We start from the raw sequence: 25,802 nt of genomic DNA, 5'->3' as shown, positions 1-25,802 counted from the left end.
ACCATGTATAATATCTTTATTGCTTCAAATACAGCCACTCTTTATAAAATTCAAGGAATGCGGCTTCAGCCGCGCTTTAGCACAGCAGAAAGGCGGAATTCTCATGCACATTTCCAAGAAACTCAAAGCGCTCATCCTCGGAGCCTCGCTCCTCACGGCAAGTCTCGGCTTCGTCGGCTGCGGTCAGAGCGCCGACACGAAGGACGTGAAGATCGGCGTCGTGCAGCTCGTCGAACACAACGCGCTCGATGCGGCGAACAAAGGCTTTGCCGACGGTCTCAAAGAGCGCGGCTTCGAAGAGGGAAAGAACATCTCGATCGACCGCCAGAACGCGCAGGCGGATCAGTCGAACCTCCAGAACATCGCGCAGCGCTTCGTCAACGCGAAGATGGCTCTCGTCTGTGCGATTGCGACGCCCGCCGCCCAGAGCATGGCAAACGCGACACGCGACATCCCCATCGTCGGCACGGCGATCACGGACTATGTCGGCGCGAAGCTCGCCGCTTCGAACGAGAAGCCCGGCGGCAACGTCACAGGTACGAGCGACATGAGCCCTGTCAAGGAACAAATCGACCTCATGCTGAAGATCTGCCCCAACGTCAAGACCATCGGCATTATCTACTGCTCCAGCGAAGTCAATTCCGAGGTACAGGCGAAAGCGATCACCGAGTACGCCGAGAGCCGCGGGCTAAAGGTGCGCACGGTGACGATCTCGACCGTCAACGACATCCAGCAGGCGGCGAACAGCCTCGTCGGCGACGTTGACGCCTTCTTCGAGCCGACGGACAACATCATGGCGTCTGCCGTCCCGACGCTTCTTGCCATCACGGATGAGGCGAAAAAGCCCGTATTCTGCAGCGAGGACAACTGGGTCAAGGCGGGGGCGCTTGCGACCTACGGCATCGACTACTACAAACTCGGCGTACAGACGGGACACATGGCTGCCGACATCCTTGAAGGAAAGGCGAAACCTGCCGACATGCCGATTGAAATGGCAAAGGAACTCAAGGTCAGCATCAACAAAAAGAACGCCGACAAACTCGGCATCCAAATCCCCGCCGACATCTTGAAGGATGCACAGATCTTCGAGTAACCCCATCCCCATGAAAACCGCAAAACAGCCGCAAGCATCCTCTTGCGGCTGCTTTTTCAAAAAGGAGACTGTCCCTCTATGGATCTCATCATTCCAACCATTTCCCAAGGACTTTTATGGGCGCTTCTTGCCATCGGCGTCTATCTGACCTTCCGCGTCCTCGACATCGCCGATCTCACCGTCGAAGGCAGCTTCCCACTGGGCGCAGCGACGGCAGCGAGCCTTCTCGCCGCCGGTGCGTCGCCCGTCCTCGCCATCTGCGCCGCCTTCGCCGCGGGCATGGTCTCAGGCGTCGTCACCGGACTTCTGACGACGAAGCTCAAAATCCCCGCGCTTCTTGCAGGCATTCTCACGATGATCGCGCTCTACTCCGTGAACCTTCGCATCATGGGCAAGGCGAACCTGCCGCTCCTCAACACGGAGACAATCTTCACGCAGGCGCAGAATTTCGGTCTCACGCGCGAGCTGGCTGTGCTCATCACGGGCTTTCTCATCGTCGTCGCCATCAGCGTCGCGTGCTATTACTTCTTCGGCACGGAGCTCGGCGCGGCGATCCGTGCGACGGGGGACAACCCGCACATGATCCGCGCCAACGGCGTCAACACCGACATGACGATCATCCTCGGGCTTTTGCTCTCGAACGGTCTCGTCGCCATCTCAGGCGCGCTCGTCGCACAGGCGAACGGCTTTGCCGACGTCGGCATGGGCGTCGGCACCATCGTCATCGGGCTTGCATCCGTCATCATCGGCGAAGTGCTCTTCGGCACGCGCAGCTTCAAGAACTGCCTGCTCGCCGTCATCGGCGGCTCCATCGTCTACCGCGCTGTCATCGCCGTCGTGCTCGAACTCGGTATGCCTCCGAACGATCTCAAACTCTTCACGGCGGCGCTCGTCGCGCTCGCGCTCTCTTTGCCGCTGATTCAAGCGCGGATTCGCCGCGCAAAAGGAGGTCCGCGCTGATGCTCAAGATCGAAAACATCTCAAAGACCTTCAATCCCGGTACGATCACAGAAAAATTCGCCCTGCGGGGCGTGACGCTGCACCTTTCCCCCGGCGACTTCGTAACCGTCATCGGCGGCAACGGCGCCGGCAAGTCCACGCTGATGAACTCCATCGCAGGCACTTTCCGCGTCGATACAGGCAGCATCGTCATCGCCGGCACGGACATCACGAAGCAGCCGGAACACAAGCGCGCCAAGTACATCGGCCGCGTCTTTCAAGATCCCATGATGGGCACGGCGGCAGGCATGATGATCGAAGAAAATCTTGCCATCGCCGCACGGCGCGGCCATGCGCCAAGGCTCCGCTGGAGCTTCTCCAAGGCACAGCGAGAGCGCTTTCAGGGGCTTCTCGCCGGTCTCAACCTCGGTCTTGAAGATCGTCTCGAATCCAAGGTCGGACTGCTCTCGGGCGGTCAGCGTCAAGCCTTGACACTCCTCATGGCGACGATGGCAGAGCCGAAGCTCCTGCTTCTCGACGAACACACGGCGGCGCTCGACCCCAAGACGGCGGAAAAAGTCCTCGACATCACGAAGGACATCGTCGAAAAGCGCAAGCTCACGACGCTCATGATCACGCACAACATGAAGGATGCGCTTCGCCTCGGCAACCGTCTCATCATGATGCACGAAGGACGCATCCTCGTCGATGTCAAAGGCGAAGAAAAAGCACGCCTATCCGTGCGCGACCTGCTCGCCCTCTTCGAGAAGGCGGCGGGCAACGAGCTGGCAAACGACAGCCTGCTCCTGTCATAGCAGCAAATTTCCCACGTTCCGTTGACGCAAAAGAAGGGCTGTGCAAAGTCGAATCGACCTTGCACAGCCCTCTTTTTGTACCCTAACACCCGCGTACCGCCTGCTTGATCGCCCCTGCCATCGCTGCGAGCGGCATCTGTCGCTCGACTGCGCCAAGCTCGAAAGCGGCGCGCGGCATACCATAGACGACGCATGACGCTTCGTCCTGTCCGAACGTCATGGCTCCCGTATGCCGCATTGCAAACAACCCCTTTGCACCATCCGCCCCCATGCCGGTGAGAATCACCCCCAGCGCCGCATCGCCGATGAGCTCGGCGACGGAGAAAAAGAGAACGTCTGCCGAAGGACGCACCCAGTTCACGGGATCCCCCTGCATACAGGCGACAACGATCCTGCCCGCACGCCGTTCGAGCTTCATGTGCCGCCCGCCCGGCGCCACATAAGCGGTCGAGGGCTTGATCGCTTCGCCGTCCTCGGCTTCCTTGACCGTGAGCTTCGATATGGCATTGAGCCGATGGGCAAAATGATTGCTGAACACCGGCGGTATATGCTGCACAATGACGATGGGGGGCAGCGGCGGTGAAAGCTCCTTCAATATCGTGGCGATCGCTTCCGTACCACCCGTCGAAGCGCCAATGGCAATCAGCTTCTTTTCTGCCGTTGAGACTGGCGGCATGACAACGGAAAAAAAGCCCATCGGCTCCTTCTTAGCCTTTTCCATGTTCACCGTCTCCCTTCCTAACGCAGATGCAGCATCATCCGTCCGCTTGGCAAACGCCAGTCGTATGCTTCTCCTCAATCGCACGCACGAGACGCAGGAACTTCTCGCGCCCAATCTGCACGAAGCGACCGCATCCCTCGCATTTGAGCGCAAAATCCGTACCCGTGCGCAAAACGCGCCAACGATCGCTGCCGCACGGGTGCCTCTTTTTCATGCGCACGATGTCACCGATTTCATAGCGCTGCATGACAGCACTCCTCTCATCTTTTTACGCCCGCCCATCTTCTTCGGCAGGCTTTCTCTTGCCGCGTGCAAGCGAAGCGAATACGCCAAAAACGCAGGAGACGGTCAAATACGCGAAAATCAGCCGTATCGCTGCTGCAAGTTCCGCCGTCCAATCCGCTGCCTCATGAAGCGCCGCCTGCGCGAGCAGCACCGTCACGACTGCCATGCTCACCGCCTGCCCCGAAAGGCGCATGACAGCGACCATAGAAGACGCCACGCCATAGAGCTTTTTCGATACCGCGCCCATGATCGCATTATTGTTCGCCGGCGAGAAGAAGCCGAACCCCACGCCGACAAGCACGCAGTTCGCCGCGACGAGCGATAGAGGCGTATCTGCGTCGAGCAGCGAATAGCAGAAGACGCCCGTCGCCGTCAAAGCCATGCCGAAAGTCGCAACGAGGCGCGGCTCATACTTATCCGACAACCCTCCTGCAACCGGTGAGAGAACCGCCATCGTCAACGGCTGCAAGAGCATGACGACCCCCGCCGTCGAAGCGTCAAGACCGCGCACGAGCTGCAAGTACAGCGAGAGCAAAAAGCTGATCGCATACGTCGCGCTGTAGTTCAAAAACGATGCGAGATTACTCATGGCAAAGACGGTGTTTTGAAAGAGCGAAAGCTGCAGAAGCGGCATTTTCGCCCGCCTCTCCTGCCACAAAAAGAGTGCAAAAAATACAAGCCCGATGAGCAGCAAAACGCGCGTCCAAGACGCATCCGCAAATACAGAAAGTCCGTAAAGCGTCAGCGTGCTCGCCGCCGTATAGAAAACCGCGCCGGACACATCAAAGCCGCCGCCGCGCTCACCGTACCAATCGGTTCGGACGGCGCACACGAGCAAACTGCTCGCCAGAATGACAGCCGCCGCCAAGAGAAAGAGGAGCCGCCAGCCGAGATACTGTGTGACAAGACCGCCGATCACAGGCCCCAAAGACAGCCCGATATAAGTCGCGGCGGCGGAGTAGCCGATGACACGCCCGCGCTCCTTCGCCGGATGCGCCGCCACGAGGAGCGCCATGCCGCTCGAAAAGACAAGTCCCAGAGCAAGCCCTTGCAGCGCACGCATGGCGATGAGGAACGAAACCGTCGGCGAAAACGCTGCGACGAAGGAAACGACCGCCATCGCCGCCGTGCCGACGCCATAGATGCGACATCGACCGAAGATGTCCGCCAGCCGCCCGAACGGCAGCACGAAAGCGACTGCACCAAGGAGAAAAGCGGTCGCAAGCCAAGAAAGATCCGTCGCCGGACATGAAAATTCCAACGCGATCGCAGGAATAGCGATGTTGATGCAGCTGCCGAGAAAAGGCCCCATAAAAGACGTGAGCAAGACTGCCGAAAAGATCCGCCGCTGCACCTTCATGAGAGCCGCCTCCTCACACGTTGAATCGGAAATACGTCACATCGCCGTCCTGCATCACATAATCCTTGCCCTCAAGGCGCACCTGCCCTTTTTCACGCGCCGCCGCCGTGCTGCCGGCGGCGACGAGATCATCGTAGTTGACGATCTCCGCGCGGATGAAGCCGCGCTCAATATCCGAATGAATCTTGCCCGCCGCCTTGGGCGCCGTCGTGCCGGAGACAATCGTCCATGCGCGGCACTCATCGGGACCTGCCGTCAGAAACGTCAGAAGCCCCAACAACTCAAACGCCGCCTTGATGAGCCGATCCAAGCCGCTCTCCGAAAGCCCCAGCTCTTCGAGAAACGCCTTGGCGTCACTTGCATCAAGCTCGGCGATCTCCGACTCGACACGCGCGGAGACGACGACGACCTCAGATCCTTCCTTCGCCGCATAGTCGCGCACACGAGCAACGTGCGGATTGCCTTCGCCGTCCTTTGCCGCTTCATCCTCGGAGACATTGGCAACATAAAGCATCGGCTTCAGCGTAAGGAAGTTCATCTCCTTGATGAGATCGAGTTCATCGTCGGTGAGATCGAGGCTGCGCGCCGACTTTCCTTCTTCCAAAACCGCCTTGATGCGGCGCAGCACCTCATCCTCTGCCTTCGCTTCCTTGCTGCCGCTTTTGGCGAGCTTGGCGAGCTTCATGATGCGCTTTTCCAAGACCTCAAGATCGGCAAGGCAAAGCTCCGTCAGGATCGTTTCGATGTCGCGCACGGGATCGATCGTCGCCGCGACGTGCGTGATATTCGTATCCTCGAAGCAGCGCACGACATGCGCGATGGCGTCAACTTGGCGGATATGCTCCAAAAACTTGTTGCCAAGACCCTCGCCCTTCGATGCGCCTGCGACAAGACCGGCGATATCAACGAAACGCACGGAAGCCGGCGTCGTCTTTTTCGACTGATACATCTCATGCAGCACAGAAAGACGTGCATCGGGTACATCGACGACGCCGACATTCGGCTCAATCGTGCAGAAAGGATAATTCGCCGCCTCCGCACCCGCTTTCGTGATCGCATTGAAAAGTGTGCTCTTGCCGACATTCGGCAGACCTACGATACCTACGTCCAAATTGCTCAATGTGATTTCTCCTTGTTCCTGTCCCTCAAAAAAACGACCTTCGATCGCGCCGCTTTCCTGCGCTCCTCCTTTTTCTTCTGCGCCGCCTGCCGCTGTTCCTTGATCTCATTCGTCGTAAAGCCGCGGTTCGCAACCGAGCGCGTACCGTCGTGCAGGCGATTCAACAGTCGGCGCAGCATGACGTCCTGTTCTTTCGTCAAGGCGTCGAAATAGCCGTCGTCTTTGAGCATATCGCGCACGAAAGAAACGGGCGCACCGGCGAGAAAAGTCCAATGGATGCGCCGCATGATTTCCACCGTTTCCTCATCGTCGTAGGAAAGCGTCTGATGAAAGAAGCGCGCCGTCGCTTTTTCATCGTCCGGATCGGAAAGGGCAAGCCCCTGCGCGAAGAGCGGTATCTCCTCCGTGCCGGGAATATAATAATCGCCGTCGCCCTGTGATTCTAAGATGACCTGAATCTCTTCTTCCTCAAGCCCCTCAGAGATAAAGACGTCGCCGCGCCGCCAGTAGCCCTCAACGAACTCGGGCGGAATCTTTTCGATCTCCCGCTTGAGTTCTTCCGGCTGCAGCGTATCGATGCCGCCTTGGTTATAAACACGGCACAAGACATCGAGCGGCGTCACACTGTAGAGAACATTCGCCGTGAGGATCGCGTTCATCAGCCATAGACGGCGGCGGCGTTTCTCATAGAAAGCTTCACTCATATCCGCCGCAAAAGGAATGAGCATCTCTGCCACATCCCGCGCAATGACGATGACGAGTTCCGGGGTTTCCGCGATATAGCCTGCCGTAGAGAGGACTTCAAGGGTATCGTGCGGCTCCTCTTCAAATACGTCGGGATCGGCAAGCAATTTTTGCAGAGAAAGGATTTCCTCATCGCTCAGGCACAGAACGTAATTCTCCAGAACACAAGGGTCGAGCATCTTTTTCGTCAACAGCTCGATGACATCCTTCTTTCTCATGCCGTGACGCACTTCGACGCCCTTTTGCTCAGCAATCGAAAGAAGCTCGTCCTTGGCAAACCCTGCAAACATATCGCGCAGCGTCGGCGGCACGCGCTCCTCATCCTTCGATTTTTGCAGCCCCCGGTGCATGACCACGGAGAGAAACGCGCTTCTCTCCTCGGGCGAATACGCGCCTGTGATGGAAAGTTCCTTGGGCATACGCGCAAAAAAGCCGTACTTGCCCGCTTCCATATCATCGTAAAGCATCGCCAAGGTGCGCTGCTCATAGCTGCGCCGATTGAGGCGGCACCAAAGAGCAAGTTTTTCATTGACCGCATCCACATCATAGTCGGCCTCGCTTCTCGCCGCTGCCGCCGCATCCGAGAGCAGATCGGCGGCGAAAATCGCACCGCTCCATTCGAGTACCTTTGGCTCCCTGCCCGTCCACGGATCGACGATCTCTTCACGCTGCACATCAAAGCGCATCTCTCGTCGATTGGCATAAACGTAGAGAAACGCACCTGCACGCTCTAAATAGCGGCGAATATACACCTCGGGAGCTTCCAACAATCTCTCGTTCGGCGACTGCCCCTCCGGCAGTTCGGTGATGACCATTTTCTTATGCGGCAGCAGAAAGGAGTACTCCGTTTCCCTCTCCCAGCCCATCGCCAGATTAAACACGAGCGCAAGCTGTGAAAACGTCAGCTCTTCCGGCACCAACACACGCCGCCAAACATCCGACGACTGTCCGCGCAGAACAATCTTCAACACATAAGCCTTCATGGAACTCTCCCTTCAAACGGCACACCGATCATACATGAACTTTCATCTATTATACCCTATCACGAAAAGTTATTCCAGTGGTATGGACAAGACTTCTTCATCGACCTGTCCTGCAAAGATCGCTCCATGAAAAGCCGCAGTCGTTTCAAAAACAGCGCCCTTCCCGGTCAATATTCATGGAACATGCGCTGAACCTCTGCACGTTCCCTTGTTTTTAGGAGCGCGAGTGCAAGGAGAATGCGCGCTTTAGCAGGGGGCAGCGTGTCGGCGTCGATAAAGCCCGCCATACGGTAGGCATCTTCAGCGAAAAGCACCGCCCCCGCCCCCGTGCGGCTCGCACGCACGACGGGAAGTCCGGCTGCCGCAGCAGCGGCAAGCGTCGGCAAGACGGCTTTTGCTATGCTGCCGTTGCCTGCGCCCGCATGGACAATTCCCGCCGCGCCACCGCGGACAGCGGCGGCGGCAAGCCGATCGTCCGCACCTGCGTGCCCGTAAAGGATCGGTACATACGGCAATTCCGTCACACCCGCAAGATCAAACTCACTCGCTGCCGTATGGCGCGTGAGCACGCGGCGCCGGAAGCGCGGCGCGCCCTCCTCCATGCGCCCGAGCACACCGACGTCGGGCGAGGCGAACGCCTGCACCGCCGTCGTATGCACCTTCTCCATGTCACGCGCACTGTGAATATCGCCGTTCAGCGTGACGAGCACGCCTTGACCATGCGCCGCAGGGCTTGCCGCAAGGCGCACGGCATCGAAAATATTCAGCGGACCGTCGGCGGAAAGCGCCGTCGCGGGGCGCATCGCTCCCGTCAGAACGACAGGCTTTTCACTCTTGACCGTCAGATGCAAAAAGTACGCCGTTTCCTCAAGGGTATCCGTCCCATGCGTAATGACGACGCCAGCCGCCCCCGCATCCAGCACCGCCTCGACGCGTGCGGCAAGACGCAGCCAGATCGCTTCCGTCATGTCCTTACTGTCGATCGCCGCGATCTCTTCGCTCGCAATCCGAGCGACTTCAGAAAGCGCCGGCACAGCCGCGAGAAGCTCTGCCGCCCCGACTGCACCCGCACGATAGCCCGTGAGCGCATCGCTCTTTGCCGCCGCCCCCGCAATCGTACCGCCCGTCGTCAACAGGAAGATTTTCGGCTTCATCGCACACCCCTCCTCAATGGATCGGCGCACGCTTGAGCGCGAGCGGTATCTTCCAGACGGCGGCGGCTTTTTCCCGCATCGCCGCCGGACTCATGCGCTGCCAGATCTCCTGCACACGCGCGGCAAAAGCAGCGGGAGCGAGCGGCGTATCCTTTGCCGCAAGCGCATGGCGGCGCAGCAGCGCGGCAAAGGATGCGGGCATCTTCTCCTCTCTCTGGGCAAGCAGAAGCGAAAGACGCGCATCGACGAGATAAAGGTGCATCGTTTCAGCCGCAAGGGACTGCTCCGACGGCATCTGCTCTTTAGAAAGTCCGCCGAAAGAAAGCGGCGCATCACCCCAACCCTCTTTGAAGATGCCCAAAACCTGATAAAGCAGGAACAAGACGCCCGCATCCTCATAAAGCGCCAGCTCCATCTCCCCCGTGCGAAACGCCTCGACGGCGACGACGTCGCTCTTTATGAGCTGCAAAATGAACATCGCGCCGTTTACATCGACTTGAAAAAGACCGCCCTCTCCTTGCTGCTTTATAGGCAAAGGGAATTTTTCTCCGACTTGGAAGTTTGTATATGACATCCATTTCTCCTTCCATGAAACGGCATAGCGCAAAAATGCCTCCGATCAGATAGATCCAATCGGAGGCATTCAAAACACTCGACAAAAAGCTATGCTTACAGCTTAGCCGACAATGACCAGCGGATCGCCGACCTTGACGCTCTGACCAGCGGCGACATTGATCGCCTTGACCGTGCCGGCCTGCGTTGCAGCGATTTCGTTCTGCATCTTCATGGCTTCGAGAATCAGAAGGACGTCGCCCGAGTTGACCTGCTGACCTTCGGAAACGAGAACCTTGACGATCTTGCCCGGCATCGGGGCGTTGACGGAAGCTTCGCCGGCGCCAGCGGAAACAGCTGCCTTGGCAGGAGCGGCAGGAGCAGCCGGAGCAGCGGCCTTCGGAGCGGCGGGAGCGGCAGCCTTCGGCGCAGGCGCCGCGCCTGCGACCTTCTCTTCCTCGACCTCGACTTCGTAGCTCGTGCCATTGACCTTGATGTTGAACTTTTTCATTGTAAATTCCTCCAAGTCTTCAATTTGTTTTCGCTTACGTCTTTCTTAATGGATGCTCTGGCGACCCGCCATTGCCCATGCGTCGTTGCGCTTGATCTTGACGGCAACGACTTTATTGCCAACCATCATCTGGACGGCTGCAGCGATGACCGCAGCGACCTCAGGTTTGACGTCTTTTGCATTTTGCATAAGTGAACCTCCCGATTACAACGGAATATTGCCGTGCTTCTTCGCCGGCCCGACTTCACGCTTCGAGGCGAGAGCGTTCAATGCCGTGATGACATAGGGACGCGTTTCCTTCGGCTCGATGACCATGTCGGCGTAGCCGCGCTCCGCCGCCTTGTACGGCGTAGCAAACTCTTCGACATATTCCGCCGTCTTTTGATCCTTGTCGGGATCCTTGCGGAAGATGATGTTCGCAGCGCCCGCAGGACCCATGACGGCGATTTCAGCCGAAGGCCATGCCATGACCTGATCTGCGCCGAGTTCGCGGCAGCACATGGCGATGTAGGAGCCGCCGTATGCCTTGCGCGTGATGACCGTGACTTTAGGAACAGTCGCTTCGCTGTAGGCATAGAGCATCTTCGCGCCGTGACGGATGATGCCCGTGTGCTCCTGATCGACGCCCGGCAGGAAGCCCGGAACATCAACGAGGTTGACAAGGGGGATATTGAAGGCGTCGCAGAAGCGAATGAAGCGTGCGGATTTATCCGAAGCGTTGACATCGAGGCAGCCCGCCATGACGTTCGGCTGGTTCGCGATGATGCCGACGGAGCGGCCGTCGAAGCGTGCGAAACAGGTGATGATGTTCGTAGCAAAGTGCTGATGCACTTCGTAGAATTCGCCGTTGTCGACGATGCCGCGGATGACGTCCTTCATATCGTACGGCGCATTCGGATTGTCCGGAATGACCGTGTTCAAGGACTCTTCCATACGAGACGGATCGTCTCCCGTATCGACGATCGGCGCATCGTCCATGTTGTTGCTCGGCAGGAAGGAGAGCAGGTAGCGGATCTGCTCGATGCAGTCCTCTTCGTTCTCCGCCGCGAAATGTGCAACACCCGAGACCGAGTTATGCGTCATGGCGCCGCCCAAGGCTTCCGCCGTGACCTCTTCCGCCGTGACGGACTTGATGACAGCAGGTCCCGTGATGAACATCTGGCTCGTGTTCTTGACCATGTAGATGAAGTCCGTGATCGCCGGGCTGTAAACAGCGCCGCCCGCGCACGGTCCCATGATGACGGAGATCTGCGGCACGACGCCCGAAGCCGCCGTATTGCGGTAGAAGATGCCCGCATAGCCCGAGAGCGCGTCAACGGCTTCCTGGATACGTGCGCCGCCCGAGTCGTTGATGCCGATGCACGGAGCGCCCATCTTCATCGAAAGATCCATGACCTTCCAGATCTTATGCGCGTGCTTCTCGCCCAAGGAACCGCCCTCGACCGTGAAGTCCTGCGCGAAAGCATAGACAAGGCGGCCGTCAACCGTGCCGTAGCCCGTGACGACGCCCTCGCCCGGCAGTTCCTTCTGATCTTGACCGAAGTTCGTGCAGCGATGCTTCATGAACATATCGAGTTCGACGAAGGTGTTCTCATCAAAGAGTTTCTCGATGCGTTCGCGAGCCGTCATCTTGCCCTGCGAATGCTGCTTGTCGATGCGCTTCTGTCCGCCGCCCTGTTGGATATGTTCCTTCTTGGCGTGCATGAGGGCAATTTTTTCCTGAACTGTTGCCATACTCTTCCTCCTCTATGTCGAATCTTCCTAGTATATAGTACCTTATGAAAGTCCAAGCGGTCAAGCCCGATCCTTTCACTTCCGCTCATTCCGTGCGCACAGGCGCAGGCTATGCGGCAAGGATTCAGCGGTCTTCGTGCTCACAGATTTCGAGGAGGACGCCGTGCGTAGCTTTCGGATGGAGAAAAGCGATCTTCGCGCCGCCCGCACCATAGCGAGGCTTCTCGTCAATCATCTTGACGCCCTTCGCCATGAGGTCAGCGATCGCGTTCTCGATGTTGTCAACGCGAAGAGCGATGTGCTGGATGCCGCCTCTGCCGCCGTTCTTCTCGATGAACTTCGCGATCGGGCTCGTCGGATCGGTCGCTGCAAGAAGCTCGATTTCCGAACCGTTCGGCGTCGGGTTGAAGCTCGTCTCAACCTTCTGCTCGGCAACGACTTCCTTGCCCGTGCAGGGGATGCCGATCTGCTCCGTCCAGAACTTGCCGACCTCGTCGAGATCATTGACCGCAATGCCGATGTGGTCTACACCCAAAACTTTGAACATGTGAATTACCTCCTGAAATGGTGATATGGAAACAACTGCCGTCACTTGAGCACATGATTCATGATGTCCTGCGTGACGGTGTAGGGATCTGTCCTGCCTGCCTTGATGTCGGCGACGAATGCGTCGAGCCTGCCCGAATCGACGACCTTGCTCTTGACATACGAGCCGATATTGCTTTCGAGGATGTCGATCATCTCGTCCTTCGTGCGCTTCGTGCGCCGCTCGGCCAGGATTCCCTTCTCCTCGATGTAGGCGCGGTGCTTCTCGACCGATGCGACAAGCTCCTTAACGCCGATCTGCTGGTTTGCTATGACTTTGTCAATGGGCGGACGCCAGTCTTTCATCACGCCGTCCAAATCGAGCATCATGTTGATTTCTTTGACGAGACGATCCGCGCCGTCAAGATCCGCCTTGTTGATGGCGAACACATCGCCGATCTCCAAAACGCCTGCCTTGATCGCCTGGATGTCATCGCCCATGCCGGGAATCAATACGACCATCGTCGTATCTGCCGCCCGAACGATATCGACTTCGGATTGTCCGACGCCGACGGTCTCAACAAAAATAATGTCCTTGCCAAAAGCGTCCATCGCCTTGACGGCGTCCGCCGTCTTATGTGAAAGACCGCCCAAGCTGCCGCGCGTTCCCATGCTGCGGATGAATACGCCTTCGTCCATCGCCAGACTCGCCATGCGGATGCGGTCGCCCAAGATGGCGCCGCCCGAAAACGGGCTGGTCGGGTCGATGGCAATGACGCCGACCGTCTTGCCCTGCTTGCGGTATTCATTGGCGAGCTTGTCCGTCAATGTGCTCTTGCCGGCGCCAGGAGGACCCGTGATGCCGAGCACATAGGCGTTCCCCGTATGAGGATACAGAGCCTTCATGATGTCGATGGCATTTTCCGCCTCATTTTCAATCGCCGTGATGGCTCTTGACAGTGCGAGACGATTTCCTTGCAGGAGTTCCTTGGCTATATCCACGGAATGCACCACCTATACCATTGTTTCAGGAACTCTCGAAAAACACAGAGTTTCCCGAAAGTTCGCGCATGATACGGATAAAAGCAAGGCTGGCGGCAGACGAACTGCTGCCAGCCCCGTTGCATGATTTTGCACTACTTCTTCACATGCTCGTTGATGAAATCGACGATGTCGCCCGTCGGCGTACCCGGCGTAAAGACGGCGGCAACGCCCGCCTCTTTGAGAGCGGGAATGTCCGTCTCGGGAATGACGCCGCCGCCGATAATCAGCGTGTCCGTCATACCCTTGCCGCGCACAAGCTCGACAACCTTGGGGAAGAGATGCGGATGAGCGCCCGAGAGGATGCTCATCGCGATGACATCGACGTCTTCTTGCAGAGCTGCTTCCGTAATCTGCTCCGGTGTCTGGCGAAGACCTGTATAAATGACTTCAAAGCCTGCATCACGAAGAGCGCGTGCGACGACTTTCGCGCCGCGGTCGTGGCCGTCCAAGCCCGGTTTTGCTACCAATACCCTGATTTTTGCCATTTGAAATTACCTCCAAATCCAAGTAGAAAAAGGAAAACTTTGCTCAGGACGCCGCCCGAAAACCGAGCGGCTTTCCCGAGAAGTCCTGTTGATTACAGGGACGTATGAGCCTCGTATTCGCCGAAGACGCTGCGCATAACGCCGCAGATCTCGCCGAGCGTCGCATACGTCTTGACAGCCGTGAGGATGTGCGGCATGAGGTTTTCGTTCTCATCCTCGCACGCTTTCTTGAGGGCTTCAAGCGCGGACTTGACAGCGTCGTTGTCGCGCTTCGCCTTGACTTCGGCGAGCTGCTTCTTCTGCTTCTCGCCGACGGAGGCGTCGACCTTCAAGAGATCCTTCGGCGGCTCTTCATTTTCCTTCTGGTACTTGTTGACACCAACGATGACGCGAGCGCCGGACTCGACATCCATCTGCCAGGCGTAAGCGCTGTCCTGGATCTCCTTCTGGATGTAGCCCTTCTCGATGGCAGCGACAGCGCCGCCCATCTCGTCGATCTTCTTGATGTATTCCATCGCTTCTTTCTCGATCTTGTTCGTCATGGCCTCTACATAGTAGGAGCCTGCCAAGGGATCGATGACATCGGCGAGGCCGCTCTCATGCGCAACGATGTGCTGCGTATGGAGAGCGATGGAGACGGACTCCTCCGTCGGAAGCGCGAGCGCTTCGTCGCGGGAGTTCGTGTGGAGGGACTGCGTGCCGCCCATGACGGCTGCCGCCGTCTGCAGCGCGACGCGGACGATGTTGTTGTCCGGCTGCTGCGCCGTGAGCATGGAGCCTGCAGTCTGGGTATGGAAGCGGAGTTTCATGGACTTATCCTTCTTCGCACCGAAGCGGTCGCGCATGACCTTCGCCCAAATACGGCGGGATGCACGATACTTCGCGACTTCTTCGAGCACGTTGTTGTGCGCGTTCCAGAAGAAGGAAAGACGTCCTGCGAAGTCGTCGACATTGAGTCCCGCCTCGATGGCGGCATTGACGTAGGCGATGCCGTCGGAAATCGTAAAGGCGATTTCCTGGGCAGCCGTAGCGCCGGCTTCGCGGATATGGTAGCCCGAGATGGAAATGGTGTTCCACTTCGGTACGTTCTTCGAGCAGTAAGCAAAGATGTTGGTGATGAGGCGCATGGACGGACGCGGCGGGAAGATGTAAGTACCGCGAGCCGCATACTCCTTCAAGATATCGTTTTGGATTGTGCCCGTGAGCTGGTCTGCGGGCACGCCCTGCTTCTCGGCAACAGCGATATACATCGCAAGAAGCACAGAAGCAGGGGCGTTGATCGTCATGGACGTCGAAACCTTGCCGAGATCGATCTGGTCGAAGAGCGTCTCCATGTCCGCGAGCGAATCAATCGCCACGCCGACCTTGCCGACTTCTCCTTCAGAAATCGAATCGTCGGAGTCGTAGCCGATCTGCGTCGGCAGATCGAAAGCGCACGAGAGGCCCGACGCACCCGTCGCAATCAACATGCGGTAACGCTTGTTGGACTCTTCGGCTGTGGAGAAGCCGGCGTACATACGCATCGTCCAGAAGCGGCCGCGATACATCGTAGGCTGCACGCCACGCGTGTAGGGGAATTCGCCCGGTATGCCGATCTCGTCGTAGCTTGCGCCCTCGACGTCAAGCGGCGTGTAAAGACCCTGCTCGGGAATGTTCGGGCGCAGAGGGAATTTCGCCGTGGTCTTTTTCAGGTCAGCCTCGTACTTTTCCAACGCGGCCTGGATTTTCTCATTGCTCATATTGTTGTCCTCCTGTCAGGGAATGCGGAGAGCAGCGCATCCGCCCGTCCGTCGCGTGTCTTTGCCGTGAAGGTCCGAACGGCTTATAGCCGCTTCTTTTTCCCTAAATCATTTCCGATCCGTTCAAAATGTTTTCGGCGCCTTACTTCATGGATTTCGTTTCGATGAACTTCTCGTGGAAGGAAAGCGCTTCCTTGATGATATGCGGCGTGTGCGCATGCTTGGTGGCCTCTACGGCTCTATTGTAGTAGTCAAGCAGCACCGGCTTGTAGTCGGGATGCACGCAGTTGTTGATGATCTCCAAGGCGCGCTTTCTCGGTGCAAGACCGCGCAGATCCGCGACGCCCTGTTCCGTGATGATGACGTCGACGTCGTGCTCCGTGTGGTCGATGTGCGAGCACATGGGTACAACGGACGAGATCGCGCCGTCCTTCGCAATCGAAGGCGTGTAGAAGATCGTCAGGAAAGCGTTTCTCGCGAAGTCGCCAGAGCCGCCGATGCCGTTCATCATCTTCGTGCCGGTAACGTGCGTGGAGTTCACGTTGCCGTAGATATCGACTTCGAGCGCCGTGTTCATGGCGATGACGCCGAGACGATGGACGACTTCCGGGCTGTTGGAGATTTCCTGCGGACGCAGCAGCAGGTACTTCTTGTACTTCGCGACATCCTTGTAGAAGCGCTCCATACCTGCCGGCGAGGGAGAAAATGCCGTGCCCGAAGCGAAGTTCAGCTTGCCCGCATCGATGAGATCGAGCATACCGTCCTGAATGACCTCGGTATAGACCGTGAGGTCCGTGAGATCGGAGTCAACGAAGCCAGCCATGACGGCGTTCGCGACGTTGCCGACGCCCGACTGCAGCGGCAGCAGGTTTTTCGGCATACGACCCGCCTTGATCTCAGCATTGAGGAAGTCGAGCGTGAACTGCGACATCTTCTTCGAGTTTTCGTCAATCGGCGCGAGGTTGCGCGTACCGTCCTTGATGTCGCACGGCACGATGTACTTGATCTTATCCGGCGTGCATGGAATGAACGGCGTGCCGACGCGGTCGTCCGCCTTTATAATGGGAATCGGCAGACGATTCGGCGGGTCGAGAGGCACGTAGACGTCGTGCATTCCCTCAAGCTCCAACGGCTGCGTCGTGTTGACCTCGACGATGACGATGTCCGCCTGCTGCACATAGGAAGCGGCGTTGCCGAGCGATGTCGACGGGATGATGTTGCCCTCTTCCGTGATAGCGACGGCTTCGACGATGGCGAGATCAAGCTTGCCAAGGTAGCCGACGCGCGCGAGCTGCGCGGACTCGCTCAGATGAAGGTCGAGGTAGTCGACCGAGCCGTCGTTGATCTCACCCCTGAGGATATTGTCCGTCTGGTACGGCAGACGCTTGGCGATGCCGTGGACGGCTGCGAGCGTGTCGTCAAGCTCCGGGCCGGTCGAAGCGCCCGTCCAGAGGTCAATCTTGAAGGGTTCCTTCTTCATGCGCTCGGCCAAGGCAAGCGGAATGGCCTTCGGGTACGAGGAGGCTGTGAAGCCGCTCATGCCGATGCTCATGCCCGGCTTGATGAAAGCTGCCGCTTCCTCCGCGCTCACGATCCTCGCCTGCAGGTCTTTGTTGCGTACGCGATCCGAGATGTCAATCATTCAATACATCCTCCCTCACAAGGCCGTCCGGCCTGTGTAATCTAAGGAAACCGCTACTTTATCCGCTCCTCTTGGGGAAAGCGAAAGAAAGAGGGCTTCCAATGATGAACTGCCGCTGCAGCCGAGACTGCCCGCCATCCGTTTCTGCATGATAGCTTGGCGCTATCGCAGAAAAACGGGATAACTGAGGCTTATCGTACTACTATGCGACAATTATATCCTAAGCTAAAGAATACCACTTCGACGCTTTAGCGTCAAGTCAATTTTCGGACTCTTCGCCGCTATTTTTGGGCGATTCGCCGCCCTTTCCCGCCCTTTGACGAAGCTCGCGAAGCTTCTGCCGCTTCCTTGCCGTAAGTTCGTCCATAACGACGGCTTCATCTTCTTCGTTGCCCGCGAACTCCGTGACGGCGGCGAGCGCCGCGAGCAGCCACAGGAGCATCGACGACGGGATGTTGAAGAGCACGTCGTCCGTCAGACCGTTCAGCGCGACGGAGAAAAAGGCGAGGCTGATCCCCAGCATCAACCCTTGGCGGAAGCCCTCGCTGTCGTGTACCTTCGAGAAGAAAGCAAGCCCCATCGTGCCGAAGAAGAACCACAGGAAGGATACGGCGCCGACGACGCCGATCTCCGCCGCGTAGTTCAGATACATATTGTGCGCGTGGACGATGAGCACATCCGCGCCCTGCAAATAGAAGTCATACTCGGGGTAGACCATCCAGTAGGCGCCCCAGCCAATGCCGAAGAACGGATGATCGCCGATCATGGCGAGCGTGCTCTCCCAGAGCGCGAGGCGCATTTCCGACGAGGTGTCGACGCGCGTAAAGACCGACGTCACGCGGTCAAGAAGCGCGGGGTCGAGGAGCACGAGTGCGCCCGCGACGACGGCGACGCCCAAGAGAACGCGCCAATCGCGGAACATGCCATAAAGAATGAAGATCAAGGCGATGACGAGAAGCGCCATGCGTGCATACGTCATCGCGAGGCACGCCGCAAGAAGCACGAGAGCCGCGCCGAGCGCGATGCGCCGTCGTTGATCGCGCATCTTCACGAGAAACGCAAATACGAAACACATGGCGACATCCAAATATCCCGCGAGGATATTTGGATTCTCCCACGTCGAGAATACACGCTTTTTGAGTTCAGGGAAAGCGTCTCCGTCCACCCACTTCATCGCACTCGTGTCGATGCCGAAAGCGAATTGATAGAAGCCGTAAAGCACGACGAGCACGCACGCGAGCCCGAGCGCGTAAACGATCTTTCGGATATCCTGCGACGCTTGGACGTTCTGTCCGATCAAAAGATACGTCAAAAGATAGACGCCGACGAGATTATAATAATTGTAGAAACTGAACGCGCGATCAGGCGAGACGAATACGGAAACCGCACCCAAAAGCGCAAACAGCGCGGCGGGCACATCGTAGGGCAGACGGCGGAAGCGGCGGCACTCCTTATCGACGACGAGACGCGCGAACCAGAAGATGACGCCGAGAAGAAGCGCCGCCGTCGCCAGAGGCGGCGAGAGCGCGACGAGGAAGGCTTCGAGCAAAATGGCGTAGTAGACGCCGCCCGCAAGATAATCCGACAGGCTGTCCTTAGCCGTCATGACGCGCCCCCCTCTCCAAAAGCAGGCAACGCAAGTTCCCAATCAGATACAAAGAGCCTGCCGCGCAGAGAATGTGCCGTTCGTCCGTCAAAGAGAGCGCACGTTCAAGAGCCGCCTGCGCGTTCTCGACGACCTCAACATCTGCCGTAATCTCACGCGCAGCGCGCGCGAGATTTTCGGGATCGCCCGCGCGAAGAGACATCGGCGGCGTGACGACAACGCGGTCGCCCGCGCGAAGAAGCGTCTTGAGCATCGAGCGATAGTCCTTGTCCTCCAGAATGCCGATGAGCAGCACACGCGCCTCATCCGCAAATGCGGCGTCAAGGCTCTCTCGAAGAGCCGCCGCGCCCGCCGGATTATGCGCACCGTCAATGATGATACGCTTGCCGTCGAGCGTAAACCGCTCGAAACGCCCCGGCCATGCAGCCGACCTCAAAGCGGCGGCAATATTTTCGTGCGTGATGGAAGGATGCGTCCCCGCAAGAAGCTCCGCCGCCATGACGGCGAGCGCAGCATTTCGCCGCTGATATGCGCCGCCGAGCGCGAGCGCGTAATGCGCCGCACGTATGCCGAGCAGTTCGGAAGAGAACTCGATCATGCCTGCCGCCTGCTTCATCGGCAAAACGGCAAAATCCTCGCCGAGAACGAAGATGTCAGCGCCTTCTTCCTCCGCTTTTCGGCGCACGACATCGAGCGTCATGCCCTCAGCCGCCGTAACGACGGGCACCCCCGCCTTGATGATGCCCGCCTTGTGCTGCGCGACGCCTTCGAGCGTGCCGCCGCAGCGGTCGGCGTGCTCCATCGCGACGTTCGTGACGACAGCGACCTCGGGAGTGATGACGTTCGTCGAGTCGAGAAGCCCGCCCAAGCCGACCTCGACGATGGCATAGTCGACATGCTTTCGAGCAAAATAGAAGAACGCCGCCGCTGTCAGCACCTCGAACTCGGTCGGCTGCTCCAGCCCCTCGGCAAGCATCTTGTCCGCCGCCTCTTTTGCAGCCGCAATCGCCGCCGCGAAGTCTGCCTCGCTCGCCTGCTCGCCGTCGATGACGAAGCGCTCCGTGTAGGAGACGAGATGCGGCGAGGTGTAAAGTCCCGTCCTTAGCCCCGATTTCGTCAAAATCGCCGCCGTCATGGCGCTGACAGAGCCTTTGCCGTTCGTCCCCGTGACATGAATCGTGCCGTAGCGCCGTTCGGGATGACCAAGCAGCTCGACGAGCCGCTCGATGCGCGAAAGCCCGAGTTTCGAGCCGAATACGTTGAGGCTTTCGAGGTAAGAAAGACTTTCCTTGTAGTCCATTTCCCCACCTTCCTCAGAGTTTCGCCAGATAGGCGAGGCGCTCTTCGACCGCCTTCTTCTTCTCCTTCGCCGCTTCGAGCTTCTCGCGCTCTTTTTCTACGACGGCGGGCGGCGCCTTCTTGACGAAACCCTCGTTCGCGAGCTTGCCGCCGAGGCGCTTCTCCTCGCCGACGAGGTTCGCCAGTTCCTTCGTAAGACGCGCCTTTTCCTTCTCGACGTCGATGAGTCCCTTCAAAGGCAGGTAGATCTCGACGCCTGCGACGATCGCCGTCATGGCGTTCTCGGGCTTCGCCGCGCCGTCCTCCAAGACCGTCAGAGGATCCGCCCAAGAGAGCGCGGCGAAGTACGCGGCGTGCGCGGCAAATACGGGCGCGAGCGCCTTATCCGTGAAGTGCAAAACGACATCGCTCTTCTTGCCCGGCGCGGCATCGACTTCGGCGCGCATGTTGCGGATGCGCACGATCACTTCCATGATGCTCGCCATCTCGCGCTCCGCCGCCTCATCGACGAGACTCTCATCTGCCTTCACCCACGGCGCGACCATGATGCTCCTGCCCTCATGCGGCACGCGCTGCCAGATTTCCTCCGTGAGGAACGGCATGAAGGGGTGCAGCAGGCGCAACGTGCGCTCCAGTACATAGGAAAGGACGTACTCTGCCGTCTTCTTCGAACACTCGCCGGCTGCGTCCTTGTCATAGAGCCGCGCTTTCGCCAGCTCGATGTACCAGTCGCAGAACTCGCTCCAGATAAACTCGTAGATCATGCGTCCCGCTTCGCCCAGCTCGAACTTCTCCAGATTCTCCGTCACACCCGCCGCCGTCTTCTGGCAGCGCGACAAGATCCAGCGATCGGCGAGCGTATAGTCCTCCGCCGTCGGAGTGAAGCCCGCATCGAAGTCCTCCAAATTCATGAGCATGAAGCGCGAGGCGTTCCACAGCTTGTTCGCGAAATTTCGCGCCGCCTCGACGCGCTCCCAGTAGAAACGCATATCGTTGCCCGGCGTATTGCCCGTGATGAGCATGAAGCGCAGCGTGTCCGCACCGTACTTGTCGATGACCTCGACGGGATCGATGCCGTTGCCGAGCGACTTCGACATCTTGCGCCCCTCGCTGTCGCGCACGAGACCGTGGATGAATACATGGCGAAAAGGAATGTCCTTGCCGAACGCCAAGCCCATCATGACCATGCGTGCGACCCAGAAGAAGATGATATCATAGCCCGTCACGAGCACGCTCGTCGGGTAGAACTGCTTGAGTTCCGGCGTCTCCTCGGGCCAGCCCATCGTCTAAAACGGCCTGAGCCCCGAGCTGAACCATGTGTCCAAAACGTCCTCGTCCTGATGAACGTGCGAACTGCCGCACTTGGGGCAAGTTTCGACGTCCTCGCGCGAGACGATCGTCTCCTTGCAGTCCTCGCAGTACCACGCGGGGATGCGATGTCCCCACCAGAGCTGGCGCGAGATGCACCAGTCGCGGATGTTTTCGAGCCAATTCGTATAAATCTTCGTGAAGCGCTCGGGAACAAACCGTATCTTTCCATCCTGCACCGCCTCAATCGCGGGCTTCGCGAGGCTCTCCATCTTTACGAACCACTGCTTGGAGACGAGCGGTTCGACCGTCGTATGGCAGCGCGAGCAGTGACCGACGGCGTGCTCATGCTCCTCCGTAGAGACGAGAACGCCCGCCTCTTCGAGGTCTTTGACGAGCATCTTGCGGCACTCGTAGCGATCAAGTCCCGCGTACTTTCCGAGACCTTCCGACATCGTGCCATCATTTTCTATGACACGCACCTGCGGCAGATCATGGCGCCCCCCCATCTCGAAGTCGTTCGGATCGTGCGCAGGCGTGACCTTGACCGCACCCGTACCGAAGGCGGGATCAACGTACTCGTCGGCAAATATGGGAATCGGGCGGTTGACGATGGGCAGGATGACGTTTCTGCCGACGAGCTCCTTGTAACGTGCATCATCGGGATGCACGGCGATTCCCGTATCGCCAAACATCGTCTCCGGGCGCGTCGTCGCGATCTCGACATAGCCCTCGCCGTCCTCGAAAGCATAGCGCAGATGCCAGAGGTGACCCGCTTCCGTCTCGTGCTCGACCTCGATATCCGAAAGCGCCGTATTGCACGACGGGCACCAGTTCGTGATGCGCGTGCCCTGATAGATCAGCCCCTGCTCATAGAGACGCACAAACACCTCGCGCACAGCGCGCGAGCAGCCCTCGTCCATCGTGAAGCGCTCGCGCGCCCAGTCGCACGAAGAGCCGAGCGTTCTCAGCTGATACATGATGCGGCTGCCGTACTCCTCTTTCCACTGCCAGACGCGCTCCGTAAACTTCTCGCGTCCGAGTTCGTAGCGATTCGTCCCTTCTTCGCGAAGCGCCGCCTCCACCTTCGCCTGCGTCGCGATGCCCGCATGGTCGCAACCCGGCATCCAGAGAGTATTGTAGCCCTGCATACGCCGCCAGCGGATCAAGATGTCCTGCAAGGTTTCGTCGAGCGCGTGCCCCATGTGCAGCTGCCCCGTCACATTGGGCGGCGGGATCACGATGGAAAACGGCTTCTTGCCCTCCTCGGGTTCAGCATGGAAGAGATCGTTCTTCTCCCAGAACTCATACCATTTCTTCTCAAACGACTGCGGCTCATAAACCTTCGGGATATTATCCTTTGCCATGAAAAACCCTCCATACATGTCGTATTGACGCGAAAGTCCCCTGCCGAAAGCACAGACTGCCGCAAGGCAAAATCCCCGCAGCCCGCATGAAGCTTCCAGCAAACAAAAAAATAAAGCTCCCCCGTCCGAAAGGACGGAAGAGCCTGCTTCCGTGGTACCACCTAACTTCCCGCAGGGAGAGACACCCTGCAGCTCCAAGGCATAACGCCGCCGCCGCGCCCGCGCCTACGCACCGAACAGCAAAATGCGCCGCCGGCTTCAGCCCGAAAGCTCCGAAGCGACCTTCCGCCGCCCGCCGCAGGGATTCTCACCGACCATCCCCTCTCTGAAGCGGCGCTTGCAGCGTACTCCTCTTCCTCATCGCCTTTGTCGACAAAAGGATACCATAAGAACGGCGTTTTGGCAAGATGGGTCGAGCGCACAAGTTCGATATGCTCTATGCCATAATCCACATTTCTTAGATGCTTATTTGCAGCTTTCGCATCATCTCAAACAAATTGAGGAACGGCACTCCCATTTGGAGACAAATATCCGGGATTTTTACTTTTTTTGTATTTGACGCAGGCAAAACCTCTAAAGTAACCACTGTATGCTCTCCAACTTTAGCGGCAGCAATCAACCACGGATCGGCAACGGATAAAAAAGAATTTTTATGTCCCTCTTGATATTGAGGGTTCGTCTTTACAAGATCAGCAACAGTCCGATAGCAATTCACCACGCTCTGATTTTCTTTTGAAGGCAATATGTACCGCTCTCCACTTCCTGAGATGCCATCCATTACATTTTCTTGAAACCATGATGCCAGATCATCATGTCCTTGCATGATTTCACTTTCAACCGCATCGATCGTCTTGACGTTACTTTTTTGAAATTCTTGCAGCAGACATGACCAGAAAGAGGGAACGATATCATAAGCATAGTACTGATTCTTTGCTGTGATAAACGTGTTGGTATCTAAAATATATGCCATGCTACCCCCTCCCTTCTGTGGATTTCATCACATTCTCAAAAGTACTTCCTCTGACGCCCAAAAGCTGATACGCCTCACGATAAGACATGCGCCCCTCATGCAACGCTTCTCGAACATATCGACAAAAACTCCTGCCTGCTCGGTAAGGTACTACATTATAAAAGTTCCCGCCAGCGCTTTTCTTTTTTCCCTGATGTTTTTTGTTATACAAAGCGATCCAACGGGCATATTCTTCATCGTTGATTTTCTCCAAAGAAAGCGCCATGCGATAAAGAACCAACTGACTAACCTTGAAAAATTTCTCCAATGCATCGAAGTCCTCCGGATTCTTATGCCATTGCTCATGGAATAATGCAGGTGGAACTAAAATTTTAGCGGAAATGCGATTGCAAAAAGGTTCCGTATGGTCATCCAACCCATCTTGTCCTAAAAAAAGATGAACCAACTCGTGCAGCAAGGTGAAAAGCCTTGCTGCCGGGGCATCACTTCCGTTGATAAATATTACCGGAGCCAGTTTATCAGATAAAGCAAATCCTCTAAATTCTTCAACGCGTAACTTCCTGTGCGTGTTGTTCCCCACAATTCCGTTAACAAAAACTACTACACCTTTGGATTCAATAATATCTAGGAAATAATGGAACGCCGCCTGCTTGCTGTCAATGCGATCTCTCCAATCGACAGGGAGTCTCAATTCTTTGCAAATTTTTTCAACAACCGCCTCATCTATCAGATCGGTATGTATGCTCCCAATAAAAGGTATCGGAGCGTACTCTTGTTCTTCTTTATATTCGCGCAGCCATTCTTGCCGCCTACGAATGTCAATGATCGTGTCACGCAGCTCTGCACTATATTCACCAGATGTATGAAACCCACAGTTATGGCTTGTGCGGAAATCCTCAATCTTCCTAATTTTGATATCCGGTTTTTCAGACAGCATGAGATAGCCAAAAGGGACATAGGCAAATCTCGCCATATCCTCTAATTGCTTAACTGTAGGCTGTTCACTTTGATCTAACCACCGTGGGAACATCGTGAACTTTTTTTCAAAGGCTTCCATGCCTTTTTGACTGTAATCAACCGCCCACATCAAAACCTCGGGATTTACGTTCACACGAACAGCCGCCATAAAACAACACCTCCTTACATTTCGGATTCAAATTTCATATTAATACTCTCAAATTTCCATATATGTTTAAATTTTCATAGAGCTTCGCTTATGCATACGAAACATTCCTACCCCAGCATAGCCCATTATTTCTTTGAACCCAATAAACCTTCACCCTTGCTTTTATTATAACATAAGAAACGATGCCCAAGAAGTCAGAGCTAAAAAATAAGGCGCATATCCTCAAAGAGAATACGCGCCATCCAAAACCCATGAAAATGATACAATTTAATTTTCCCGCCGAGTTGCATAAGGGATGCTCGTTTTTCGGACGAGGATGCTCGCTCCTTATCCGGTGAGGCTTTACGGCGCCTAGCAGGAGTTGACTGGCGGGTGTCGAATAAAGACAAGATGAAAAATATACTGAACAAAAAACTCATCTACGAGGTTTTGTCTGTCGTAATAGCGCGGACCGGTCTGCTCCCAGTTTTTTTGGAACAAGGGGCATTCCTTCTTCCCGAAGGTATGGAATGCAAGAAAACCGGCTATGTGAACATGAGAGATTCTTAGGAAAGTGCATATTGGTCGGATTCAAAGAAAAGGAATGGATGAAATATTTAACTTTAGGAGGAAAATCAAAGTGAAATTCTTAACGAAATTGGCATTGATTGCCGCGCTGTCGTTTGCATTCAATGCGTTTG

At 57.0% G+C, this 25,802-nt stretch carries 22 protein-coding genes, 1 pseudogene and 1 other annotated feature; of the genes and pseudogenes, 3 read left to right on the top strand and 20 right to left on the bottom strand.

The features are described from left to right. Positions 1–103: 103 nt before the first annotated feature. The 3 genes from ACTTKG_RS02110 (at position 104) to ACTTKG_RS02100 (ending at position 2,847) form a co-directional block, all read left to right on the top strand. Positions 104–1,093, top strand: coding sequence for an ABC transporter substrate binding protein (locus ACTTKG_RS02110; RefSeq protein ID WP_442672607.1), 990 nt, complete (start codon positions 104–106; stop codon positions 1,091–1,093). Positions 1,094–1,171: 78 nt separating this feature from the next. Continuing rightward, positions 1,172–2,053 (top strand): ABC transporter permease, encoded by an 882-nt coding sequence (locus tag ACTTKG_RS02105; protein ID WP_442672606.1) that lies wholly within the window; start codon positions 1,172–1,174, stop codon positions 2,051–2,053. Next, positions 2,053–2,847, top strand: coding sequence for an ABC transporter ATP-binding protein (locus tag ACTTKG_RS02100; protein WP_442672605.1), 795 nt, complete (start codon positions 2,053–2,055; stop codon positions 2,845–2,847). The genes ACTTKG_RS02105 and ACTTKG_RS02100 overlap by 1 nt, the downstream gene beginning before the upstream one ends. An 82-nt stretch (positions 2,848–2,929) precedes the next feature. Here the strand turns inward: ACTTKG_RS02100 and ACTTKG_RS02095 are convergent, their stop codons facing one another. From ACTTKG_RS02095 to ACTTKG_RS02000, 20 genes and pseudogenes are all read right to left on the bottom strand, one after another. Continuing rightward, the gene (locus ACTTKG_RS02095) at positions 2,930–3,568 is read right to left on the bottom strand and encodes a CheB methylesterase domain-containing protein (RefSeq protein WP_442672604.1); all 639 of its coding nucleotides are present in this window, start codon (positions 3,566–3,568) and stop codon (positions 2,930–2,932) included. Positions 3,569–3,602: 34 nt separating this feature from the next. Next, on the bottom strand, positions 3,603–3,815 hold the full coding sequence (locus tag ACTTKG_RS02090) for a DUF951 domain-containing protein (RefSeq protein ID WP_442672603.1): 213 nt from the start codon (positions 3,813–3,815) through the stop codon (positions 3,603–3,605). A 21-nt stretch (positions 3,816–3,836) separates the two neighbouring features. Then, the gene (locus ACTTKG_RS02085) at positions 3,837–5,213 is read right to left on the bottom strand and encodes an MFS transporter (protein WP_442672602.1); all 1,377 of its coding nucleotides are present in this window, start codon (positions 5,211–5,213) and stop codon (positions 3,837–3,839) included. A 13-nt stretch (positions 5,214–5,226) separates the two neighbouring features. Further along, positions 5,227–6,333 carry a redox-regulated ATPase YchF gene (gene ychF, locus ACTTKG_RS02080; RefSeq protein WP_442672601.1) on the bottom strand — a complete coding sequence of 369 codons (1,107 nt, stop codon included), beginning with the start codon at positions 6,331–6,333 and terminating at the stop codon, positions 5,227–5,229. Further along, entirely contained in the window at positions 6,330–8,060 is a 1,731-nt protein-coding gene (locus ACTTKG_RS02075; protein ID WP_442672600.1) for an IS1096 element passenger TnpR family protein, read from the bottom strand. Before ACTTKG_RS02075 ends, ychF begins: the two co-directional genes overlap by 4 nt. Positions 8,061–8,227: 167 nt before the next feature. After that, a complete protein-coding gene (locus tag ACTTKG_RS02070) occupies positions 8,228–9,214 on the bottom strand; it encodes an asparaginase (protein ID WP_442672599.1) in 987 nt (328 codons plus the stop codon). A gap of 13 nt (positions 9,215–9,227) precedes the next feature. Next, entirely contained in the window at positions 9,228–9,788 is a 561-nt protein-coding gene (locus ACTTKG_RS02065) for a hypothetical protein (protein WP_442672598.1), read from the bottom strand. A gap of 102 nt (positions 9,789–9,890) precedes the next feature. Next, on the bottom strand, positions 9,891–10,277 hold the full coding sequence (locus ACTTKG_RS02060) for a biotin/lipoyl-containing protein (RefSeq protein WP_442672597.1): 387 nt from the start codon (positions 10,275–10,277) through the stop codon (positions 9,891–9,893). A 45-nt stretch (positions 10,278–10,322) separates the two neighbouring features. Next, the gene (locus ACTTKG_RS02055) at positions 10,323–10,466 is read right to left on the bottom strand and encodes a hypothetical protein (protein WP_006193510.1); all 144 of its coding nucleotides are present in this window, start codon (positions 10,464–10,466) and stop codon (positions 10,323–10,325) included. 15 nt (positions 10,467–10,481) lie between these two features. Next, positions 10,482–12,011 (bottom strand): methylmalonyl-CoA decarboxylase subunit alpha, encoded by a 1,530-nt coding sequence (gene mmdA, locus ACTTKG_RS02050; protein ID WP_442672596.1) that lies wholly within the window; start codon positions 12,009–12,011, stop codon positions 10,482–10,484. Positions 12,012–12,135: 124 nt separating this feature from the next. After that, positions 12,136–12,558: a methylmalonyl-CoA epimerase gene (gene mce / locus ACTTKG_RS02045; RefSeq protein WP_314618654.1), complete on the bottom strand. Its 423-nt coding sequence runs from the start codon at positions 12,556–12,558 to the stop codon at positions 12,136–12,138. A gap of 41 nt (positions 12,559–12,599) precedes the next feature. Beyond that, complete coding sequence (gene meaB / locus ACTTKG_RS02040; RefSeq protein ID WP_442672595.1) at positions 12,600–13,538, bottom strand: methylmalonyl Co-A mutase-associated GTPase MeaB; 939 nt, start codon at positions 13,536–13,538, stop codon at positions 12,600–12,602. Positions 13,539–13,672: 134 nt separating this feature from the next. Then, positions 13,673–14,065 (bottom strand): cobalamin B12-binding domain-containing protein, encoded by a 393-nt coding sequence (locus tag ACTTKG_RS02035; RefSeq protein ID WP_442672594.1) that lies wholly within the window; start codon positions 14,063–14,065, stop codon positions 13,673–13,675. Positions 14,066–14,157: 92 nt separating this feature from the next. Then, the gene (locus ACTTKG_RS02030; protein WP_442672593.1) at positions 14,158–15,804 is read right to left on the bottom strand and encodes an acyl-CoA mutase large subunit family protein; all 1,647 of its coding nucleotides are present in this window, start codon (positions 15,802–15,804) and stop codon (positions 14,158–14,160) included. A 142-nt stretch (positions 15,805–15,946) separates the two neighbouring features. Then, complete coding sequence (locus ACTTKG_RS02025; RefSeq protein ID WP_442672592.1) at positions 15,947–17,446, bottom strand: acetyl-CoA hydrolase/transferase family protein; 1,500 nt, start codon at positions 17,444–17,446, stop codon at positions 15,947–15,949. A gap of 259 nt (positions 17,447–17,705) precedes the next feature. Continuing rightward, positions 17,706–19,052, bottom strand: a complete 1,347-nt coding sequence (locus ACTTKG_RS02020; RefSeq protein WP_442672591.1) for an O-antigen ligase family protein — start codon at positions 19,050–19,052, stop codon at positions 17,706–17,708. Beyond that, positions 19,042–20,352 carry a bifunctional folylpolyglutamate synthase/dihydrofolate synthase gene (locus tag ACTTKG_RS02015; RefSeq protein WP_442672590.1) on the bottom strand — a complete coding sequence of 437 codons (1,311 nt, stop codon included), beginning with the start codon at positions 20,350–20,352 and terminating at the stop codon, positions 19,042–19,044. The genes ACTTKG_RS02020 and ACTTKG_RS02015 overlap by 11 nt, the downstream gene beginning before the upstream one ends. Positions 20,353–20,365: 13 nt before the next feature. Beyond that, positions 20,366–23,026 (bottom strand): annotated as a pseudogene (locus tag ACTTKG_RS02010) (valine--tRNA ligase). 126 nt (positions 23,027–23,152) lie between these two features. Continuing rightward, positions 23,153–23,396, bottom strand: a binding site (T-box leader). Between the two features lie 87 nt (positions 23,397–23,483). Beyond that, positions 23,484–23,996, bottom strand: a complete 513-nt coding sequence (locus tag ACTTKG_RS02005) for a DUF4411 family protein (protein WP_442672589.1) — start codon at positions 23,994–23,996, stop codon at positions 23,484–23,486. Position 23,997: 1 nt separating this feature from the next. Next, on the bottom strand, positions 23,998–25,122 hold the full coding sequence (locus tag ACTTKG_RS02000; RefSeq protein ID WP_442672588.1) for an ImmA/IrrE family metallo-endopeptidase: 1,125 nt from the start codon (positions 25,120–25,122) through the stop codon (positions 23,998–24,000). Positions 25,123–25,802 lie beyond the last annotated feature (680 nt).

Origin of the sequence: Selenomonas sp. (genome assembly GCF_052169755.1) — a bacterium.
Taxonomy (GTDB): Bacteria; Bacillota; Negativicutes; order Selenomonadales; family Selenomonadaceae; genus Selenomonas.
The sequence above is the reverse complement of the archived record's forward strand: the minus strand, read 5'-3'. Positions and strand labels throughout refer to the sequence as shown.

What these genes read in the sequence shown, in the direction of transcription:
- ACTTKG_RS02055 (WP_006193510.1), bottom strand. Translation starts at nt 10,466, where the DNA reads ATGCAAAATGCAAAAGACGTCAAACCTGAGGTCGCTGCGGTCATCGCT.
- ACTTKG_RS02090 (WP_442672603.1), bottom strand. Translation starts at nt 3,815, where the DNA reads ATGCAGCGCTATGAAATCGGTGACATCGTGCGCATGAAAAAGAGGCAC.
- ACTTKG_RS02065 (WP_442672598.1), bottom strand. Translation starts at nt 9,788, where the DNA reads ATGTCATATACAAACTTCCAAGTCGGAGAAAAATTCCCTTTGCCTATA.
- ACTTKG_RS02085 (WP_442672602.1), bottom strand. Translation starts at nt 5,213, where the DNA reads ATGAAGGTGCAGCGGCGGATCTTTTCGGCAGTCTTGCTCACGTCTTTT.
- ACTTKG_RS02025 (WP_442672592.1), bottom strand. Translation starts at nt 17,446, where the DNA reads ATGATTGACATCTCGGATCGCGTACGCAACAAAGACCTGCAGGCGAGG.
- ACTTKG_RS02000 (WP_442672588.1), bottom strand. Translation starts at nt 25,122, where the DNA reads ATGGCGGCTGTTCGTGTGAACGTAAATCCCGAGGTTTTGATGTGGGCG.
- ACTTKG_RS02030 (WP_442672593.1), bottom strand. Translation starts at nt 15,804, where the DNA reads ATGAGCAATGAGAAAATCCAGGCCGCGTTGGAAAAGTACGAGGCTGAC.
- ACTTKG_RS02105 (WP_442672606.1), top strand. Translation starts at nt 1,172, where the DNA reads ATGGATCTCATCATTCCAACCATTTCCCAAGGACTTTTATGGGCGCTT.
- ACTTKG_RS02075 (WP_442672600.1), bottom strand. Translation starts at nt 8,060, where the DNA reads ATGAAGGCTTATGTGTTGAAGATTGTTCTGCGCGGACAGTCGTCGGAT.
- ACTTKG_RS02095 (WP_442672604.1), bottom strand. Translation starts at nt 3,568, where the DNA reads ATGGAAAAGGCTAAGAAGGAGCCGATGGGCTTTTTTTCCGTTGTCATG.
- ACTTKG_RS02035 (WP_442672594.1), bottom strand. Translation starts at nt 14,065, where the DNA reads ATGGCAAAAATCAGGGTATTGGTAGCAAAACCGGGCTTGGACGGCCAC.
- ACTTKG_RS02020 (WP_442672591.1), bottom strand. Translation starts at nt 19,052, where the DNA reads ATGACGGCTAAGGACAGCCTGTCGGATTATCTTGCGGGCGGCGTCTAC.
- ACTTKG_RS02070 (WP_442672599.1), bottom strand. Translation starts at nt 9,214, where the DNA reads ATGAAGCCGAAAATCTTCCTGTTGACGACGGGCGGTACGATTGCGGGG.
- ACTTKG_RS02005 (WP_442672589.1), bottom strand. Translation starts at nt 23,996, where the DNA reads ATGGCATATATTTTAGATACCAACACGTTTATCACAGCAAAGAATCAG.
- mce (WP_314618654.1), bottom strand. Translation starts at nt 12,558, where the DNA reads ATGTTCAAAGTTTTGGGTGTAGACCACATCGGCATTGCGGTCAATGAT.
- ACTTKG_RS02015 (WP_442672590.1), bottom strand. Translation starts at nt 20,352, where the DNA reads ATGGACTACAAGGAAAGTCTTTCTTACCTCGAAAGCCTCAACGTATTC.
- mmdA (WP_442672596.1), bottom strand. Translation starts at nt 12,011, where the DNA reads ATGGCAACAGTTCAGGAAAAAATTGCCCTCATGCACGCCAAGAAGGAA.
- ACTTKG_RS02060 (WP_442672597.1), bottom strand. Translation starts at nt 10,277, where the DNA reads ATGAAAAAGTTCAACATCAAGGTCAATGGCACGAGCTACGAAGTCGAG.
- ACTTKG_RS02110 (WP_442672607.1), top strand. Translation starts at nt 104, where the DNA reads ATGCACATTTCCAAGAAACTCAAAGCGCTCATCCTCGGAGCCTCGCTC.
- ACTTKG_RS02100 (WP_442672605.1), top strand. Translation starts at nt 2,053, where the DNA reads ATGCTCAAGATCGAAAACATCTCAAAGACCTTCAATCCCGGTACGATC.